Source organism: Paenibacillus sp. ACRRY, from assembly GCF_022346995.1.
GTDB lineage: Bacteria > Bacillota > Bacilli > Paenibacillales > Paenibacillaceae > Paenibacillus.
The window spans coordinates 1,641,013-1,657,947 of the sequence record NZ_JAKRNM010000001.1 but is presented as its reverse complement, the minus strand read 5'-3'; the positions used below and the strand labels follow the sequence as shown (position 1 = coordinate 1,657,947).

12 protein-coding genes and 1 pseudogene are annotated in these 16,935 nt (G+C 49.0%); 6 read left to right on the top strand and 7 right to left on the bottom strand.

Annotated elements, in window-relative coordinates; all coding sequences use genetic code 11:
- Positions 1-38 precede the first annotated feature (38 nt).
- The 5 genes from MH144_RS06965 to MH144_RS06945 all read left to right on the top strand — a co-directional run bounded on the left by MH144_RS06965 (position 39) and on the right by MH144_RS06945 (position 7,327).
- The gene (locus MH144_RS06965; RefSeq protein WP_239298679.1) at positions 39-767 is read left to right on the top strand and encodes a (Fe-S)-binding protein; all 729 of its coding nucleotides are present in this window, start codon (positions 39-41) and stop codon (positions 765-767) included.
- A complete protein-coding gene (locus MH144_RS06960; RefSeq protein ID WP_239298677.1) occupies positions 764-2,281 on the top strand; it encodes a LutB/LldF family L-lactate oxidation iron-sulfur protein in 1,518 nt (505 codons plus the stop codon). The genes MH144_RS06965 and MH144_RS06960 overlap by 4 nt, the downstream gene beginning before the upstream one ends.
- Entirely contained in the window at positions 2,271-2,996 is a 726-nt protein-coding gene (locus MH144_RS06955) for a LutC/YkgG family protein (protein ID WP_239298675.1), read from the top strand. Before MH144_RS06960 ends, MH144_RS06955 begins: the two co-directional genes overlap by 11 nt.
- 236 nt (positions 2,997-3,232) lie before the next feature.
- The gene (locus MH144_RS06950) at positions 3,233-3,790 is read left to right on the top strand and encodes a glutathione peroxidase (RefSeq protein WP_239298673.1); all 558 of its coding nucleotides are present in this window, start codon (positions 3,233-3,235) and stop codon (positions 3,788-3,790) included.
- Positions 3,791-4,153: 363 nt separating this feature from the next.
- A complete protein-coding gene (locus MH144_RS06945) occupies positions 4,154-7,327 on the top strand; it encodes a bifunctional cytochrome P450/NADPH--P450 reductase (RefSeq protein WP_239298671.1) in 3,174 nt (1,057 codons plus the stop codon).
- Positions 7,328-7,514: 187 nt separating this feature from the next.
- On the opposite strand, the gene MH144_RS06940 is transcribed toward MH144_RS06945, so the two are convergent.
- Positions 7,515-7,922: a hypothetical protein gene (locus MH144_RS06940; RefSeq protein WP_239298669.1), complete on the bottom strand. Its 408-nt coding sequence runs from the start codon at positions 7,920-7,922 to the stop codon at positions 7,515-7,517.
- 121 nt (positions 7,923-8,043) lie between these two features.
- Here MH144_RS06940 and MH144_RS06935 point away from each other — a divergent pair, with 121 nt between their 5' ends.
- Complete coding sequence (locus MH144_RS06935; RefSeq protein ID WP_239298667.1) at positions 8,044-8,388, top strand: hypothetical protein; 345 nt, start codon at positions 8,044-8,046, stop codon at positions 8,386-8,388.
- A gap of 125 nt (positions 8,389-8,513) precedes the next feature.
- Here MH144_RS06935 and MH144_RS06930 read toward each other — a convergent pair whose 3' ends face one another.
- From MH144_RS06930 to MH144_RS06905, 6 genes and pseudogenes are all read right to left on the bottom strand, one after another.
- On the bottom strand, positions 8,514-10,160 hold the full coding sequence (locus MH144_RS06930) for an MGH1-like glycoside hydrolase domain-containing protein (RefSeq protein ID WP_239298665.1): 1,647 nt from the start codon (positions 10,158-10,160) through the stop codon (positions 8,514-8,516).
- Between the two features lie 32 nt (positions 10,161-10,192).
- A pseudogene (locus tag MH144_RS30955) lies at positions 10,193-11,508 on the bottom strand (ABC transporter substrate-binding protein).
- A gap of 42 nt (positions 11,509-11,550) precedes the next feature.
- Positions 11,551-12,390, bottom strand: a complete 840-nt coding sequence (locus MH144_RS06920) for a carbohydrate ABC transporter permease (RefSeq protein ID WP_239298663.1) — start codon at positions 12,388-12,390, stop codon at positions 11,551-11,553.
- Between the two features lie 5 nt (positions 12,391-12,395).
- Positions 12,396-13,310, bottom strand: coding sequence for a carbohydrate ABC transporter permease (locus MH144_RS06915; protein ID WP_239298661.1), 915 nt, complete (start codon positions 13,308-13,310; stop codon positions 12,396-12,398).
- 126 nt (positions 13,311-13,436) lie between these two features.
- Positions 13,437-15,038 (bottom strand): response regulator transcription factor, encoded by a 1,602-nt coding sequence (locus MH144_RS06910; RefSeq protein ID WP_239298659.1) that lies wholly within the window; start codon positions 15,036-15,038, stop codon positions 13,437-13,439.
- Complete coding sequence (locus MH144_RS06905) at positions 15,016-16,833, bottom strand: cache domain-containing sensor histidine kinase (protein WP_239298657.1); 1,818 nt, start codon at positions 16,831-16,833, stop codon at positions 15,016-15,018. The genes MH144_RS06910 and MH144_RS06905 overlap by 23 nt, the downstream gene beginning before the upstream one ends.
- Positions 16,834-16,935: the final 102 nt, after the last annotated feature.

The following is a 16,935-nucleotide window of genomic DNA, read 5'->3' as shown; positions in this document are numbered from 1 at the left end:
ATAGACCTACTACTAATTGATTATGGGAGCGTGTATTTATGAAGGTCTCCTTATTCATTACCTGCCTCAGCGATGCCATCTACCCGCGTGTCGGAGAAGCGATGGTCAGACTGCTTGCCGCTCACGGCGTTCGGTTGGAATTTCCACCTGTCCAAACCTGCTGCGGTCAGCCTTCTTATAATAGCGGGTACTGGGATGAGACAAGAGTGGCAGCCAAAACCATTCTGGAAGCGTTTGATGACAGCGATTTTGTAGTCTGTCCTTCCGGGTCTTGCACCTATATGATTCACCATTATCCCGAGTTGTTTGCGGATGATCCGGTGTGGCTCGATAAGGCAAAACGGCTCGAAGCGAAAGCCTATGAATTTACACAATTTCTGGTGCAAGTCCTCGGGATAACGGATCTGGGAGCTCATTTCCCTCACAAGGTTACCTACCATCCATCGTGCCATGGCAGCAGGCTGCTCGGGGTGAAAGACGAACCGATGGCACTGTTGTCTGCAGTGAAAGGGCTGGAATTTGTACCCCTACCTTTTGGAGAGGACTGCTGCGGGTTTGGGGGAACGTTTGCTGTGAAAATGTCGGACATATCCGGCGCCATGGTAACCGAGAAAGTCGATCATATCAAAGAGACCGATGCCGAGGTGCTTGTTGGACTGGATATGGCGTGTCTCATGAATATCGCAGGTAATCTGCGATACCGGAATGAACCGGTGCGTGTCATGCATTTGGCGGAATTACTGTATGAGGGGGTGCGAACAGGATGAGTCAGCCTGGTGTAATGGATGTGTCTGTCAAGGAGCGTGCGGAGCTCGCGCTCAATGATGATTTTCTGCGCAAAGCTGTCAAGTTCACAACAGAACGTCTGCGGAACGGAAAGAAATCCGCTTCGGAAGAGCACGGAAACTGGGATGAATGGCGGGAACGTGGCCGCCAGATTCGACTGCACACCATCGCACATCTGGATTATTATCTGAATGAATTCGTCAACAACGCCCGTGCTAACGGTGTCCATATCCATTTTGCAGATACATCGGCCGAGGCAGCTGCAATTGCGCTTGATATAGCGGCCCACAAGGAAGCTGCCTCAGTGGTAAAATCGAAATCGATGGTGTCGGAAGAAGTACATCTGAACCATGCGCTTGAATCTGCCGGCATTGAAGCCATTGAGACCGATCTGGGTGAATATATCATCCAGTTGGCTGGCGAAGCACCATCACATATCGTAATCCCGGCCATTCACAAAAATCGCTACCAGATTGCAGAATTATTATCAAAAGAAGCAGGGGAAACCCTTGAACCGGATACAACCGTGCTCGCCGGATTTGTACGCAAAAAGCTGCGGGAAAAATTCCTTGAAGCGGACATTGGCATGACGGGCTGTAACTTCGCTATTGCGGAGACGGGCTCCATGGTGCTGTTCGAAAATGAAGGCAATGCCCGCATGGTATCCACTGTACCCAAAACTCAGATAACATTGATGGGAATGGAGCGTATTATTCCATCCTGGACCGATCTTGAAGTAATGGCCACGCTGCTGCCGCGTTCAGCAACAGGGCAGAAATTGACGATGTACATGTCAGGCATAACCGGGCCTCGCCGAACAGAGGATGGGGATGGTCCTGATGAAATGCATATCATCATCGTGGATAATGGTAGATCCTTGCAGCTGGGTGATCCTGAATTTCAGGAACTGCTCAATTGTATACGCTGCGGAGCCTGTCTTAATGCTTGTCCGGTATACCGTCATATAGGCGGTCATGCCTATGGTGGAACTTACAGCGGTCCGATTGGTGCGGTGTTGACGCCTGCACTGAATGGGAATATAGACGAGTGGAACGACATTGCCAGTGCTTCGAGTTTATGCGGGGCCTGTTATGAGGCCTGTCCTGTCAAGATACCTTTACATGATATGCTCGTGTATTTACGCAGACGCAAGGTTGAAGAGGGCCATGGGAACAAGCTGGAGGGAGCAGGTATGAAGGGATTTGCCGCAGTGGTGTCCAGCTCCAAACGTTTCAGTGCAGCTATTCGTCTGGGTCAGATTGGCCAGAAGGCTGTTGTGCGGAATGAGGGAATCTCTCTCAAGCTTGGTCCGCTCAAGGGCTGGAACACCTACCGAGTTGCACCGAGCCTGGCCAAACGTTCATTCCGCCAGCAGTGGAGCAAGCTGGATCAGGAACTGGATCAAAATCCAAAAGAAATGGATAGCAGCGTCCGCAACCGGATGGAACACATTTTGCGAGAACGGGAGCAAGGAGGCGACAGGCATGAGCACTGAGCATCAGCATTGGCTGAACCAATTGGAGAAGCAGTCGCGTGAGAAACAGGAGAAGTTCATGAATGGTATTGCTTCCAAGTTAAGAAGGCCCCGCCAAAAACATGCGCCAACGCAGCCTTTTCGAGGTGCTCCGTCATTCTGGAATGAACTGGAATGGGATGAAGAGAAACGTATACAGGCATTTACTGATAACTTTGTGAGTGTTGGTGCCCACATTGCTCGGGTGAAGAATCTGGAGGAAGCTTCCGCGTTTATTACAACCAAAGCGAATGAACTGGGAGCAAAGTATGTGATTCGGCAGAACGAACAGGAACTGGATGAATTGCTACTTGAAGCTAACCTGCCGGAAGTGCAGATTTCTGTATGGAACAGCAAGCCGGATGAAAACTGGAAAGCCCGTGCCGCGGAGGCTGATATTGGCGTGGTCATGGCGGATTATGCGACTGCTTACACAGGTTCAGTTACAGTACTTTCTTCACCAGAGAAGGGACGTGCAGTGAGCCTTCTGCCAACCGTATTAATCATTATCATTCCGGTAGAACGCCTGCGTACCCGATTGGGTGAGACGCTGAATCGCTTTGATGAAGTGGGAAGAGAGAATCTTCCTGCAGGTATTCATTTTATTTCGGGTCCAAGTCGGTCTTCCGATATCGAAAACGATCTGACGATTGGCGTACATGGTCCGGGTGTAGTATACGGCCTGATTATGGGATGAAGTGAACGTCTGAATCTTCTAAAACTATTAATTATCTAAAAATCCAGCACCACAACTGTCCAATGGAGTAGAGATTTTCTCTACTCAGGACAGTTGTTTTTTCGTTATAATTTCACATGCGTTATAGATTTTAACTATCAATTTAATATGATTTATATATTTCAACTATAAGATGAATGTAGATATACTTATGTAAAGAGCTAATTTTAGTTTACATCTTATGGGGGGCGCTATGTATGAATCATATTTATTCTTATCAGGTTTCTTCGAAGGATGGGCATATTGCTGATTTATCAACGTTTGTGGGAAAGGTACTACTCATTGTCAACACGGCCAGCAAGTGCAGCTATTCCAGACAATTTTCGGAGCTGCAGCAGCTCTATGACAAGTATGGCGAGCAAGGACTGGAGATTTTGGCGTTTCCCTGTGATCAATTCAACCATAAAGAGCCGGGTAATAATGCTGAGATCACCCAATATTGTAAAAGCAATTTTCATGTGACCTTTCCGATATTTGATAAGATCGAGGTTACCGGAACATCCAGTCACCCGCTGTTTCGTCATCTGATCGAAAAGGCAGCATTTCAGGGATATGATCTCGAAACGGAAGAAGGGCGGTGGATGGATCATTTTGTAAGGGAGAACCATCCTGCTTTGTATCAGGGGGACGGGATCAAGTGGAATTTCACCAAGTTTTTAGTCCGAGCGGATGGCGAGGTTAGTGACCGCTATGAAACCATAGTTGAACCTTCGATGATGGAAACGAAAATCAGGGAACTGTTGAAGCAATGTTAGATTACATAGCGAAGTTGCCTTGAAAATCAAGAGTGGCGAAGGCCTGAATAGATTTCAGGCCAAGGAACCACTTAGGTCAATGAGCAGGGGCGACCCGATGGTCCTATGACTTTGAGACTGTTGTAGATTAGAACTGGAAATGTTAGGGTAAAAGTAAGATAACGAAGCACCTCATTTTTTTTACTCAAAACTGACCGATATACCAAATTGGTCAATTGGTTCTGTTATGTTTTATCATGATTTGAATCAAACGTGAGTACTTGTAGAAAATGATGGTATACCTTTTTCATTCGAATGCTTAAGTAACAGAGTCATTATTCATGATCAGGTCAAACATATGAGTTGGAATAGGAGTGAAGATTTATGCCGCCATTGTCAGTACCCCAGCCCAAAACCTTTGGACCACTGGGTAACTTGCCACAATTGAACTTTGATGAGCCGGTGCAATCCCTAGTTAAACTTGCTGAGGAATACGGACCGATCTTTCGAATGGAATACCCGGGGCGAAGCGAGGTGTACATTTCGGGCCATAAGCTGGTTGCCGAGGTAACGGATGAATCCAAATTCGATAAGCGTGTATGGGCACCGCTTGCCAAAGTTCGTGCGTTTGCTGGAGATGGCTTATTTACAAGCTGGACCGATGAACCTAACTGGAAAAAAGCACATAATGTGCTTCTGCCTAGCTTCAGTCAGCGTGCAATGCAAGGATATCATAATAAAATGATCGATCTGGCCGTGCAGCTTGTTCAGAAATGGTCTCGGCTGAATCCCGATGAAACGGTGAATGTACCCGATGATATGACACGTCTAACGCTGGATACGATCGGGTTATGTGGATTCAATTATCGTTTTAACAGCTTTTATCGGGAAGAACCCCATCCATTTATTACAAGCATGGTGCGCGCACTGGATGAATCCATGAGTTCACTGCAGCGCCTTCGTCTTCAGGACAAACTGATGATTAGCAAGAAGAAACAATTTGAGCAAGATATTCGCTCCATGTTTGCGCTGGTCGATCATATTATCGCCGAGCGCAAAGAACAACCTCAGGAGGGCGCAGACGATCTGTTATCCCATATGCTGAGCGGTAAGGACCCGGAGACGGGAGAAACACTCGATGATGAAAATATCCGCTACCAGATCATTACGTTCCTGATCGCAGGACATGAGACAACGAGCGGACTATTATCCTTTGCCATCTATTACTTGATGAAAAATCCGGATAAGCTGGCTAAGGCACAAGCCGAGGCTGACCAGATTCTGAAGGATCCGGTTCCAACGTACAATCAGGTTCGGAGTCTGAAATATATCCGCATGGTACTGAACGAAGCACTTCGTCTGTGGCCGACAGCTCCAGCGTTCTCCCTTTATGCCAAAGAAGATACCGTGCTCGCCGGAGAGTATCCGTTGAAAAAAGGGGACAGCGTCAGTGTGCTCATTCCCAAGCTGCATCGTGACCGTGATGCCTGGGGTGACGATGTGGAAGAGTTCCGTCCGGAGCGATTTGAGGATCCAAGCAAGGTACCGCACGATGCGTATAAGCCTTTTGGTAACGGTCAGCGGGCATGTATCGGGCAGCAGTTTGCGCTTCAGGAGGCAACGCTTGTGCTGGGCATGGTACTGAAACATTTTGACTTCATTGATCATACGGATTATCAGTTGAAGGTGAAAGAGACCTTGACGCTCAAGCCGGATCATTTCACTATCCGTGTTCGTGCACGTGGGGGGCAGCCTGTCATGACTGTACCGGGTGTTGCGTTGGAAGAGTCATCTCCTGCGATCAAACGAAAAGAGCTGGATACGGCAAATGCCCATCATACCCCGATGCTGGTCCTGTACGGTTCCAACCTGGGTACTGCGGAAGGCATTGCACGTGAAATTGCAGATACTGCGCGATATCAGGGCTTTCGTAGCGAAGTAGAGGCACTGGACAATCGGGTAGGCAATTTGCCGAAGGATGGTGCCGTTATTATTGTCAGTGCATCCTACAATGGTCAGCCGCCAAGCAATGCCAAGAATTTTGTGGAATGGATCCAGCATGCAGATGCCAAGGCTTTTGAAGGCGTACGCTTTGCTGTTCTTGGTTGCGGGGATCATAACTGGGCCAGCACGTATCAGCGTATTCCGCGTTTGATTGATGAACAGCTCTCTTCTAAGGGGGCAACCCGGTTATCCCCACTTGGCGAAAGTGATGCCAGCGGAGATTTCGAGAAGCAGGTTGAGGACTGGAGTGAACAATTGTGGCCGGATCTGGCACAGGCGATGGGACTGAAGCTGAACAGCAGCTCAGGCAGTGAGCGCAGCTCGTTGTCCGTGCAATTTGTCAGTGGGCATGCGGTGACGCCGCTTGCAGATACGTACGATGCCCATGTGGCTCACATATTGGAGAATCGGGAACTTCATGATGCTGGCAGCCTCCGGAGCACGCGTCATCTGGAGATTCAGCTGCCTGAAGGAATGACATACAAGGAAGGCGATCATCTGGGTGTTCTCCCGCAAAATCCACCGGAACTCGTGGAGCGTGTACTCAAGCGTTATGGTTTTACGGGTACGGAACACCTGGTGTTGGATGCATCCGGTCGAAGCGCCGCGCACCTGCCTCTGCATCAGCCGGTTAATCTGGTTGACTTGCTCAGCCACAGCGTGGAATTGCAGGAGGCAGCAACACGTGCCCAGCTGAGAGAGCTGGCAGCATACACCGTATGCCCGCCGCACAAGAAGGAGCTTGAAGCGCTTTTGGATGAATCCGTTTATATGGAAGAAGTGCGGGGCAAGCGGGTATCGATGCTGGATTATCTCGTGAAGTATGAGGCGTGCGAAATGCCGTTCGAACGCTTCCTGGAACTGCTGCCTTCACTCAAAGCGAGATATTACTCCATCTCCAGTTCGCCTCGGGTACAGCCAGAGCAGGCCAGTATTACGGTCAGTGTAGTTCGTGCTCCGGCTTGGAGCGGACAAGGGGAGTATAAAGGTATTGCTTCCAATTATCTGGCAACCTTGAAACCGGGTGAAGAGGTGGTTATGTTCATCCGAACGCCTGAATCCGGGTTTGAATTGCCATCTCATGCAGAAGTGCCTGTGATCATGGTGGGTCCAGGAACGGGAGTGGCACCATTCCGTGGGTTCCTGCAAGCAAGACGGGTTCTCAAGGAACAAGGACAGAACGTGGGCGAAGCCCATTTGTACTTTGGATGCCGCAACCCGGAGCATGATTATTTGTATAAAAATGAGCTTGAAGCAGCACAGCAAGAAGGACTTGTCCAGCTTCACACTGCCTTTTCCAGAGTCGATGGACAGGACAAATGTTATGTTCAGCATCTAATGAGAGATGACGCCGAAAAATTGATTCCTCTGCTTGAGCAGGGCGGGCATCTGTATATTTGCGGAGACGGCAGCAAGATGGCCCCTGATGTGGAGGCAACACTCAAGCAGGCATACACCGATATTAGTGGCAATCCCGCGAATGAGGCAGATGCGTGGCTCGAACGTTTACAGCAGGAAGGTCGTTATGCCAAGGATGTGTGGACAGGGATATAATGAGATAACCCAAGTAGAGCAAAGTGCAATGCTCATATATGGATAAGCTTTAATTGATGAACTTCGCGGTGAGGCACAGAGAAATTCTGTGCTCACCGTTTTTGCCGTGATGCCCTAAGCAGGCAAATCGATACAGGTTGCGTTATAATGATATGGGAAGTATGGATTATAGAGGGCACAGAGCGGATTAACGTGTCTGCTTTTTCTTATTGATTGTTGGACGATGGATGGATTCGATCTGGCTCAAGGGAAACAGGATGCGGGAAGGAAATTTGCCGGTTCCCTGCAGCTCGAGATAATCAAGTCCCACGCCAACCAGTCTAATATTTCGAAAAGCATTTTTGGATGGGAACACGGTGCGAATGCCTACTCGAACACCCCGGCGTGTCTGATGCGTATCAAACACACGGATGGACAACAGGCTGAGCGGAATAAACAATTGTCGATTCACTTTGATAAAATTGCGGGAATACACCCGTTTGATCCGGCCTGGTTCAAGTCCTGACCGCGGTGTATTGAGCTCGGCCAGATGTCCCTGCAGCTCCGCCAGACGCTGCTGCAGCGTTTTGCCTGTATGGAGATGATGCCACTTCATAAGTCATCCTCCGTTCTCCGTTTATACCTATTATATGAGCGGATCAGGTCCGGTTGTGAGCAATTGCCTGCCCATGTTTTATCATATTGGCACATTATTTAAGATAGAGGGAGTGATTCCAATGAACGTGGAACTGAGTAAAGATTTGGTCAAGGATGACCGCGGAAATTACTATATTGCGGTGAACTTGGAAGGAAAAGAGCTAACGCTCGTCAATGCGTTTGTTGAGTCGTCCTTTACCCCGGAATTCATATACAATGAAGAGTTTCGTAATCGACACAAGGAGAACGAGGGCGGGTTTGTAGGCAAAATTGCAATGGACCTGCTGCGGCATGACGTGGTCATGGGATTAAAAGAAATTGACCGCCGACTGCTGGACTTGTCGGAAGTGGAGCGAGAATACAACGTAAGTTTCATTGATACGATTGAGTTTTATCGCCACCCGTCGTGGCAGCGAAAAGCTTGAGGGAGTCTATTTCTCAATAGCATCATTAACCGGGAGAAATGGACACATTCTCCTCAGCAATGAATATACTTTGGAATAGTAAAGGCGCAAGTGCACGGGGACTTCTCTGCACTTGCGCCTTTTTACTATTGGTAGCTTGGATAGATCATGCCAATATCCCGGACGGTTTGCAAACCATCCTTAATAAAGCACTGCATCTCATTTCCTTTAATTCGAATCGGAAAGGATTTCCCCTGATAGGTAAGCTCGCCCTCAATCGTTCGCGCACTCATCCCAATGATACTTTCCAGCCCTCCACTACGATTGGTAATCAGCCGGATGCCAGCCGGAGCCTGAATATGAATGCTGCCTTTTCGATAGACCACCATCTGATCTGGGGTATTCACCAGTTCAAACGGTTGCTCGTCAACCGTTCGGCTGTAGGCTGTACTCCCGGCAACTTCTCCGCCATGATCCATAGCCGGGGGAAGGAGTCCGGTAAACCACAACTGCTCTGAACCGACAGGCATAATGCCGCATAACCTTTCCACATAATCAAGTAGACACAGGATAGCTGGGGAGTAGGTTTCCGTGAAGCCTTCTTCACCGGTCCATGGACTTAGGGTTTGAGCAAAACGCTTTGCTCTGGATAACGCACCCAGGATCGGATTCAGCACCCATGTCAACTCCACATAGCGATGGTGATTTTCGAAGGCATGGGGAGCCCGAATGAGGCTTAAGAAATTGGACGGCCCACCCCAGCTGTTATAGGTGGATGAAGGGTCGAACCTGGGATCATCCATGGCTAAGGACGTAAAGGGATATCGGGCAAAAAACTTGCTTGTATTGAGCAGATATCTTCGTAATATTCGGTCAAACAAGTGTTGGTCACCCACCTCGCAGGCCATGACACGCAGCAAGACATCCGATTGAACTCGAACAAGCTTGTCATTGCGATCACGATCATAAAAGAACTGATCTTCTTCGTCATAACAGTAGCGAAAGAGTCGGTCCAGACTGAATTCAGCTTTTGCTTTCCATTCCTGACCCGATTCGCCAAGCTCCTCTGCTATACGTGACAGGTACATGCGCTGGCAATAGATATTGGCGGTTAAATCTGGTGCCAGGAACGGCAATATCGGAGAATCCGGATGGTATGCACCGGGATCATTCTGGTATGGCGTATCGGGCACATGCCAGAACCTGGGTGATAGATCATGTCCGGTGTCAAATGTGCTGAAGGCCTCTACACATCCGGTTCCCCGGGTATCCCTGTGCTGCGTAATCCATTCGTCATAACGTGTCATGGCTGTATACATTGTACTCAGGAAACTCCGATCTTTACCGTGAAGTTGATAGTGATTCCATACACTTCTTGCAAGCGGAGTAACTAATTGAATCTGGCGGAAAGAGGGGCCATTCTCTGTCAGTTTGTAAGGCAGTAACCCATCCTCCCGTTGATGAGTTGCAAAGCTTAGATAGGTTGCTCGGGAGACGGAAGGAAGTAGGCGGGAGAGCAGTTCTGCGTTAATTGTGCCCGTGCTCTCCAGCCAGCAACCGAGATAGATGCCTCCTTCCTGGAGAACAGGATCTCCGCTTCTCATGGGGACGATACAGGCCAGCAGCTTCTCTATTGCTGCATAATAAGCCTGTTCCAGGCCTCCTCCCGAAGCGGCAAAACGAACTCCCGATTCCTGCCACTCCTTCATGATCTCCTCATCCTCGGGTTTGCCAGGCTGCACAAAGTCTTGAATGGAGATCTGGCGCAGCCGGTTCAATAGTGCTTCTGCCATGTTCGCCTCCTAATGGGATGTGGTGGTTTTTGTTATTGGTTGGATTCGAATATCCGGAGAGTACCGCTGTAGAAGCTTGAAACGGCCTCCTCGACACTTTTGCGTCCAAATCCGATTTCCTGGGTTGTCGTCTGAGCCAGCTTGGAGAATTCCGCAAATCCAGGAGGGTTATAACTCACGTCAAAAGGCTCCGTTTTGGTGGCTTCAGATACAAAATTGGTATAGTCATAAACGAGTTCTTCAACGGCCCCGGCTTCTTCCTGAAGAAGATTACGATTGGTTTCCGTAACCGGGACGCCGCGATCATTGCCAAGAATTCGGGCTGCATCCGGATCATTGATCCAGAAGTCCATCAGCATGGCTACTTCTTTGGGATGTTTCGTATTCGCATAGCCGGACAATCCCTGACTGGATTCAAATACAACACCTGTACCCTTGGGTCCGCGCGGAACCGGATGCAGAATGAGCGGATCCTCCGTCAAGCTCTGGAATGCAGCGAGCTGGTTGGAAGGAAGCAGGGTCATGGCCGCTTTGCCTGTAATCAGCAGCGATTTGCTCGTGTCATCATGCGGATTGGATACCTGCAATTCAGGTGTGACTACACCACCGTCGGCCGATGCCTTTTCCCAATATTGGAACCATTCGAGAATGTCCTCCTGTGCAAAACCCAATGTACCGTTGGTCATGTCATACAGCTGTTTGCCACGCTGCTTCAGGTAGATATCCATACCGTCCACCGTAAAGTTATACGTTCCAAATATGCCATCGCCGAGCTTGTCAGAGAGCTCCTTGCTGATTGCCGCATAATCTTCCCAGGTCCAGTCCGTCTCAGGTAGAGGGATGCCAGCTTTTTCGAACAACGCCTTGTTGATTACAATTCTTGCGCGTTGGCGCCTGCTGAAATATGCTGAAGCTTCCCGTCAAGACGACCGTATTCCACCATGGTGGTATCCATGCCGTCCAGGTTCAGTTCATTTCCGACATATGAATCGAGGTTGAGCAAGACATCCTTTTTGGCATAATCGACCACATTGCCACCCAGGAAGAATACATCGGGTGCCGTCCCTGATGCCAGCTGTGTATTCAATTTGTCAAAATATCCAGAGGAAGGAGCGAATTCACCTACAATTTTGATGTCCGGATGTTTTTCCTGAAAGACTTGAAGAGCTTCGTTTGTAATATCTGCCCGTTTCTGATCACCCCACCACATCATGCGCAGTTCGACCTGGCCGTTTGATTCGTTACCTTGATCCGTATTACCGCCAGCACCTGTATGATCCGTACCCGAGCAGGCAGTTGCAAATAGCAGGAGTGAGGCGGCCATTCCAATCATGAGTCGCTTAAACATTGTTCATCCCCCTAACGAATATGGTGATTGCGAAAATAGAACTTACTTCAGACCTGTAGTAGCAATGCCTTCGAGAAAATAGCGCTGAAATACCAGAAAGATGATCGTTACAGGCAGCAGGGATAACGTGGACATGGCAAGCAATGCTCCCCAATCGGATTGTCCTGATGGATCAAACAGGGAACGTATGCCCAGCTGTACGGTGAACAGATCGATCTTGCTTAGGTAAATCATCTGGCTGAAGAAATCATCCCAGCTCCAGATAAAGGTGAAGATTGCCGTTGTGATCAATGCAGGAACAAGGAGAGGCACCACGATTCGGAAAAAAATCTGGGATTGTCCGCACCCGTCAATCGTTGCGCTCTCGTCGAGTTCCCGCGGAATGCCACGGATAAATTGCACCATAAGCAGAATGAAGAAGGAGTCCTGTGCCAGCCACTTCGGCAAAATAAGCGGGAAATACGTATTGATCCACTGCAGCTCGTTATACAGAATATATTGAGGTACAAGTGTTACATGGTAAGGCAGCATAATCGTGACCAGCATGATGCTGAACCACAGTGTTTTTAATTTGAATCGGAGTCTGGAAAAAGCATAGGCAGCGAGCGAACAGGAGATAACATTCCCCAGGACGCTCATGACCGAGATGAGTGCCGAATTGCCGAAGAATCGGCCGAAGGAAACGCCCTGTAATCCTTTCCAGCCATTCACGTAATGATCCAGTGTGAAGCTGGTCGGAATCAGACTGCTGTTCGTAAAGATTAGCTGGTTAGGTTTGAACGAACTGAAGATCAGCCATAACACCGGGTACAGCATCAGCAGCCCGAGGAGGATGATGGCCGTATGTCTTCCGGTTTGAATCAGCTTTCGTTTGAACGGCATATGCATTACCTCCCCTCCTGATTGTCGCCATAGAATACCCAGAACCTGGATGTAAGAAAGACAATTGCAGTGAATATACCGATAATGACCAGCATGATCCAGGCGAGTGCTGAGGCGTAACCCATATCAAAGAACGAGAAGCCTTTCAGATACAGATACAAGGTGTAGAACATGGTGGCATCGAGTGGTCCTCCGCGACCATCTCCAATGACATATGCCGGTGTAAAGGCCTGGAAGGAATTAATCATGCTCATGATCAGGTTGAAAAAAATGACGGGTGACAGCATGGGCAGCGTGATGCGGAAAAATTGACGCAGCTTGCTCGCCCCGTCCACATCCGACGCTTCGTAAAGGTCGGCAGGAATCTGCTTCAGGCCAGCCAGGAAGATCACCATCGCCGACCCGAATTGCCACACGGATAAGGTTACGATGGTATAAATGACATAGTCGGGATGTGCAATCCAGGAAGGTCCCGCTATGCCGAACCAGTTCAGAAATTGATTAACGAGCCCGTTGCCATCAAAGATTTGACGCCATACAATGGCGATGGCAACACTTCCTCCCAGCAGGGAAGGGATGTAATATACGGTTCGATAAATACCGAGGCAGCGAATGCCTTTGTTTAGCGCCATCGCTACCAGCAGAGCAAAGGCCAGGCGGAGCGGGACGGACAAGAATACATAAAAGAAGGTAAGCCCCAGCGATCTGCGAAATGTATCGTCTTCACTAAAAATTTGCACATAGTTGCTGAGCCCCGTCCACGTGGGCGGTGATAACAGATTGAATTTGGTCATGGATAAGTACAGCGATGCAGCCATTGGCCCCAGCGTTAGACAGAATAGTCCGATCAGCCAAGGCAATAGGAACAAGTAGGCTGTTTTATTTTGCTGGCCGTATAAGGGCGTGGACATTTTTTTCATGATTTGCCTCCCTTCAGGCTAAGAGTGGTTGAACATTCTCAATTCCAATTACTGAATCCGCTTACATGATAAGCGGTGAACGTTCTGATAACCTCATCTTACCTGGGAGCCAATGCGGCCGGAATCTCATTTCTTCGGATTCTCACTAGTGATTTTTTCGGATTGAAGCAACCGGTATTCGGAAGGACTCATGCAGTGCATCTTTTTGAAGCGAGCGCTGAAATAGCTTGGGGAAGAGAAGCCTGTAAGCTCAGTGATATCCCATACACTCAATTGAGTTTCCTTCAATAAGCGTGTTGCGTGTTTCATCCGGGTTTCCGTCAAATATTGAATGAATGAGATGCCTGCACCTTCCTTGAACATTTCAGAGAAGTAGGAAGGATGATAGTTAAATTGCTCCGAGATAGAGGTGAGCGTAATTTCCTGCATGTAGTTTTCTTCGATGTAACATTTCGCTGATTCAATCATGGTTGCTTCTGCGGTCTCGGGTGGATGCTGTCCGTTTACAAAATCCTGTGCCCACTGCATCAGCAGCCGTTCTGCTTGTTCGGGAGTCTCCAGCCACAGTACCCACTCAGGAGTGATCCAGCGAGATGGTGTGCCATGAGCATGTTGCATGTAGTCCATGGCGGCAGACTCCATTAGCAGTGAAATTTGCAATAAACAGCGGATTAAACGGGAAGAGGATCTGCGAAAGGCATCGTCCAGCTCATTTCGGATCATGCTGCGAAAGGAATCCAGGTCCCCTCGAAGAAGACATCGATGCATGGCGCGGTTGATCTCCTCGGGAATCAGTGGACTGTGATCGGTTACCTCTATTGTCTCAGCTTGTCCAGACTGACGTCCGGCCAGGTTCCATGCCAGCAGGGAGTGGACGTACCCTTCCTTCCAGCGTTCGAGTCCAGCTACCGTCAGTCCAATTCCAATCTGCACTTCCATTGTCAGATAGGACATGATCTGTGTGTGGAGCCTTTCCGCAAATTCATGCTGCATTCCGTCCAATATCATGAAATGCATGATTCCAGGATGGGCTGTGTCCTGAAATACAAGTGCAGTTCCTGTATAAGATTCAGCAATCTCATGACAGACCATTTGGAATGGGAGGTGCATGTCCTCCGGAATCCGGATTTCAGAAGCAGGAGTATGGATTGTTTCCCGCAAACCGGCAGTCAGGAAGCAGACCTCGGAATGCTGCCATTTTTCCAGATGAAATAATCGGATTCGTTCAGGCAGTGAAGAAGGAGGGAGCTTGTTACCCTTGACGAGATCCAGAATAAAGTGTGTTTTCATCTGTTGATAGTATTGGGACAGACGCCATTGCATCCTTTCGGATTCATCCCGAGCCTTGCGTTTCTTATCCAACTCCTCCTTGATTCTGGTCAAGGCTGCTTTCAGTTCTCCCCGGGTTACCGGCTTCAACAAGTAGTCCATGGCATGGTTCCGTACACCGGCTCTGGCATATTGAAAATCCTCATATCCCGTGATGATAATGATTTCGATGGATGGATTGTGGGTTCTACAGATGTCCAGCAGCTGCACTCCATCCATGACCGGCATATTCATATCTGTCAGGAGCAGGTCATAGTGTCCCGATTGGAGCAACCTAGCGGCTTCCACTCCGTTTGCGGCCTCACCTGAGACCGCAAAACCCATTCCACCCCAGTCGGCTTTCAGCTTCAGTCCTTCACGGACTTCAATCTCATCATCAGCAATCAATACGTTGTACATGATTTTCCTCCTGTACGGGCAGAACCAGTTCAATACAAGTGCCCTGGGTATCCCCGTTCGTAATATGGATGGCAAAGAGGGAACCGTAATGCAGCCGGCACCGGGCAATCACATTGCCAAGTCCGATATGCCAGCTCGAATTGCGAAGCATTGGTTCGAGCTGTGCTGTAACAGTCTCAGGATCCTGCAGTCTGGAGATGATGTCGTGAGGCATCCCTGGACCATTGTCCTTAATCTGGAGCTGCAGCCGTTCATTCTTCCTGCAGATTCGAATACGCACCTGAGCAGTCGTTTGATGTTGAAAACTGTATTTGACTGCATTCTCGATCAGCGGCTGCAGAATAAACTTGACCATAACGAGGTGATCCAGCCTGCCCGATTCTTGGGTGGAAATATCGAGCCTGGGACCGAAGCGGGTTTGAAGAATGGAGATGTAGTGGCGGACGTAGGTAAGTTCCTCGGCCAGTGACACACGATCATCATTCGTATGCATGGAGTACCTCATCATTTTCCCGAGATCCTCGATGACCTGCACGGTATCGTCCGTTCGGCGCTGCATCGCAAGACTGCTGACCAGTTCCAGCGTATTGAACATAAAATGCGGATTAATCTGCATCAGGAGAGCCTTATATTCCGCCTGTTGTCGAAGCAGCTTCAGCTCAAATTCATTCTGGATATGCTGTCTGAGCCGGACGATCATGTAGCGAAAGGTAGATATCACATAACTAATTTCGCTCTTAACATTCTGATCTGGGGGGAGCAGGGATTCGGCCTGATCAAACGCACCCCGCTGTACCTGTCTCATCGCCAGAACCAGACGGGTTAAGGGCTTGGTTACGCCGTAAGACAGCCAGGCCGCAGCACACAGGGACACCAGGATGATGGCAATTGTCACCACGAATGTTGTCGTTTGGAGTTTGTGCAGAGAGGAGTACATCTCTTTTTCCGGCGCTAGACCTACCAGCATCCAGCCTGTGCGCCCGAGTTTTTTGTACACCATCATGTCTCGCCCGCCTACATCATTGGTCAGGTATTCAACGCCTGATTTTGGTGTGCTGTTTCGAATATGTTCGATGCCCGATAGAGTTCCGACCCCAAGCTCATGAGCTTGTTGGGAGAGGAGGGGCCGACCTTGTTCATTGAGCAGAAAAATAGTGCTATTGTTGGCCAGATGAATCCGGCTGAGGGGTTCGAGGAAATAAGACTCGCTTACATTGACCTTCATGACATTACGCGATGTAGCATGATGGAAGGTACCCAGAGGCATAAGCAGGCTGACCACCGGGTTGCCATGGTCCCTGACCCTTTCATGAACGTCGGTATGAGCAGCCAGCCACCTGTCTCCGGATGTGAAGAAGTTTGTATACCATGGTTCTTGCAAAAACGAAAGGTCGCTTACGACCTGATTCTCGCCGCCAATCCGAAGCCCGTTTAACCGATAGATGGACACATCTGAAATGCTGGTATAGCTGTTCGTGGCCTGCGTAAGAAAGCGGCTCATGGCGAGGTTAGCCAGCATTTTCTCCCCCTCGGACAGTTGTGGATCACTCATGGCGTTATCCCAATTTTTCGCCATATCGCTATTGAAGACGAGAGAGGCTACATCATAAATTTGCATTTGTACCATATCGATGTAAGAGCCGTATTCCTCCATTTTTTCGAGGGCCGAGGATTCGATATAGGAACGGATCACAGCCCGGGATTCCGCAAACAACAGGAAGGAGAGCGTACCGAACGAGAGGACGAACAGGACAAGAATTAAGGCAATTAAGCGGCTTTTTAATGAAAAGAACATCCATTTCCTCCTTCAACTTGGCGATCATTCAATGTTTGCTTTTGGTTCTTCAGAAGAGAGTGCAAATGGAAAAAAGACCGCGTAAATACGCAGCCTTGAATC

What these genes read in the sequence shown, in the direction of transcription:
- MH144_RS06930 (WP_239298665.1), bottom strand. Translation starts at nt 10,160, where the DNA reads ATGGCAGAAGCACTATTGAACCGGCTGCGCCAGATCTCCATTCAAGAC.
- MH144_RS06960 (WP_239298677.1), top strand. Translation starts at nt 764, where the DNA reads ATGAGTCAGCCTGGTGTAATGGATGTGTCTGTCAAGGAGCGTGCGGAG.
- MH144_RS06910 (WP_239298659.1), bottom strand. Translation starts at nt 15,038, where the DNA reads ATGTACAACGTATTGATTGCTGATGATGAGATTGAAGTCCGTGAAGGA.
- MH144_RS06965 (WP_239298679.1), top strand. Translation starts at nt 39, where the DNA reads ATGAAGGTCTCCTTATTCATTACCTGCCTCAGCGATGCCATCTACCCG.
- MH144_RS06915 (WP_239298661.1), bottom strand. Translation starts at nt 13,310, where the DNA reads ATGAAAAAAATGTCCACGCCCTTATACGGCCAGCAAAATAAAACAGCC.
- MH144_RS06920 (WP_239298663.1), bottom strand. Translation starts at nt 12,390, where the DNA reads ATGCCGTTCAAACGAAAGCTGATTCAAACCGGAAGACATACGGCCATC.
- MH144_RS06905 (WP_239298657.1), bottom strand. Translation starts at nt 16,833, where the DNA reads ATGTTCTTTTCATTAAAAAGCCGCTTAATTGCCTTAATTCTTGTCCTG.
- MH144_RS06940 (WP_239298669.1), bottom strand. Translation starts at nt 7,922, where the DNA reads ATGAAGTGGCATCATCTCCATACAGGCAAAACGCTGCAGCAGCGTCTG.
- MH144_RS06935 (WP_239298667.1), top strand. Translation starts at nt 8,044, where the DNA reads ATGAACGTGGAACTGAGTAAAGATTTGGTCAAGGATGACCGCGGAAAT.
- MH144_RS06945 (WP_239298671.1), top strand. Translation starts at nt 4,154, where the DNA reads ATGCCGCCATTGTCAGTACCCCAGCCCAAAACCTTTGGACCACTGGGT.
- MH144_RS06955 (WP_239298675.1), top strand. Translation starts at nt 2,271, where the DNA reads ATGAGCACTGAGCATCAGCATTGGCTGAACCAATTGGAGAAGCAGTCG.
- MH144_RS06950 (WP_239298673.1), top strand. Translation starts at nt 3,233, where the DNA reads ATGAATCATATTTATTCTTATCAGGTTTCTTCGAAGGATGGGCATATT.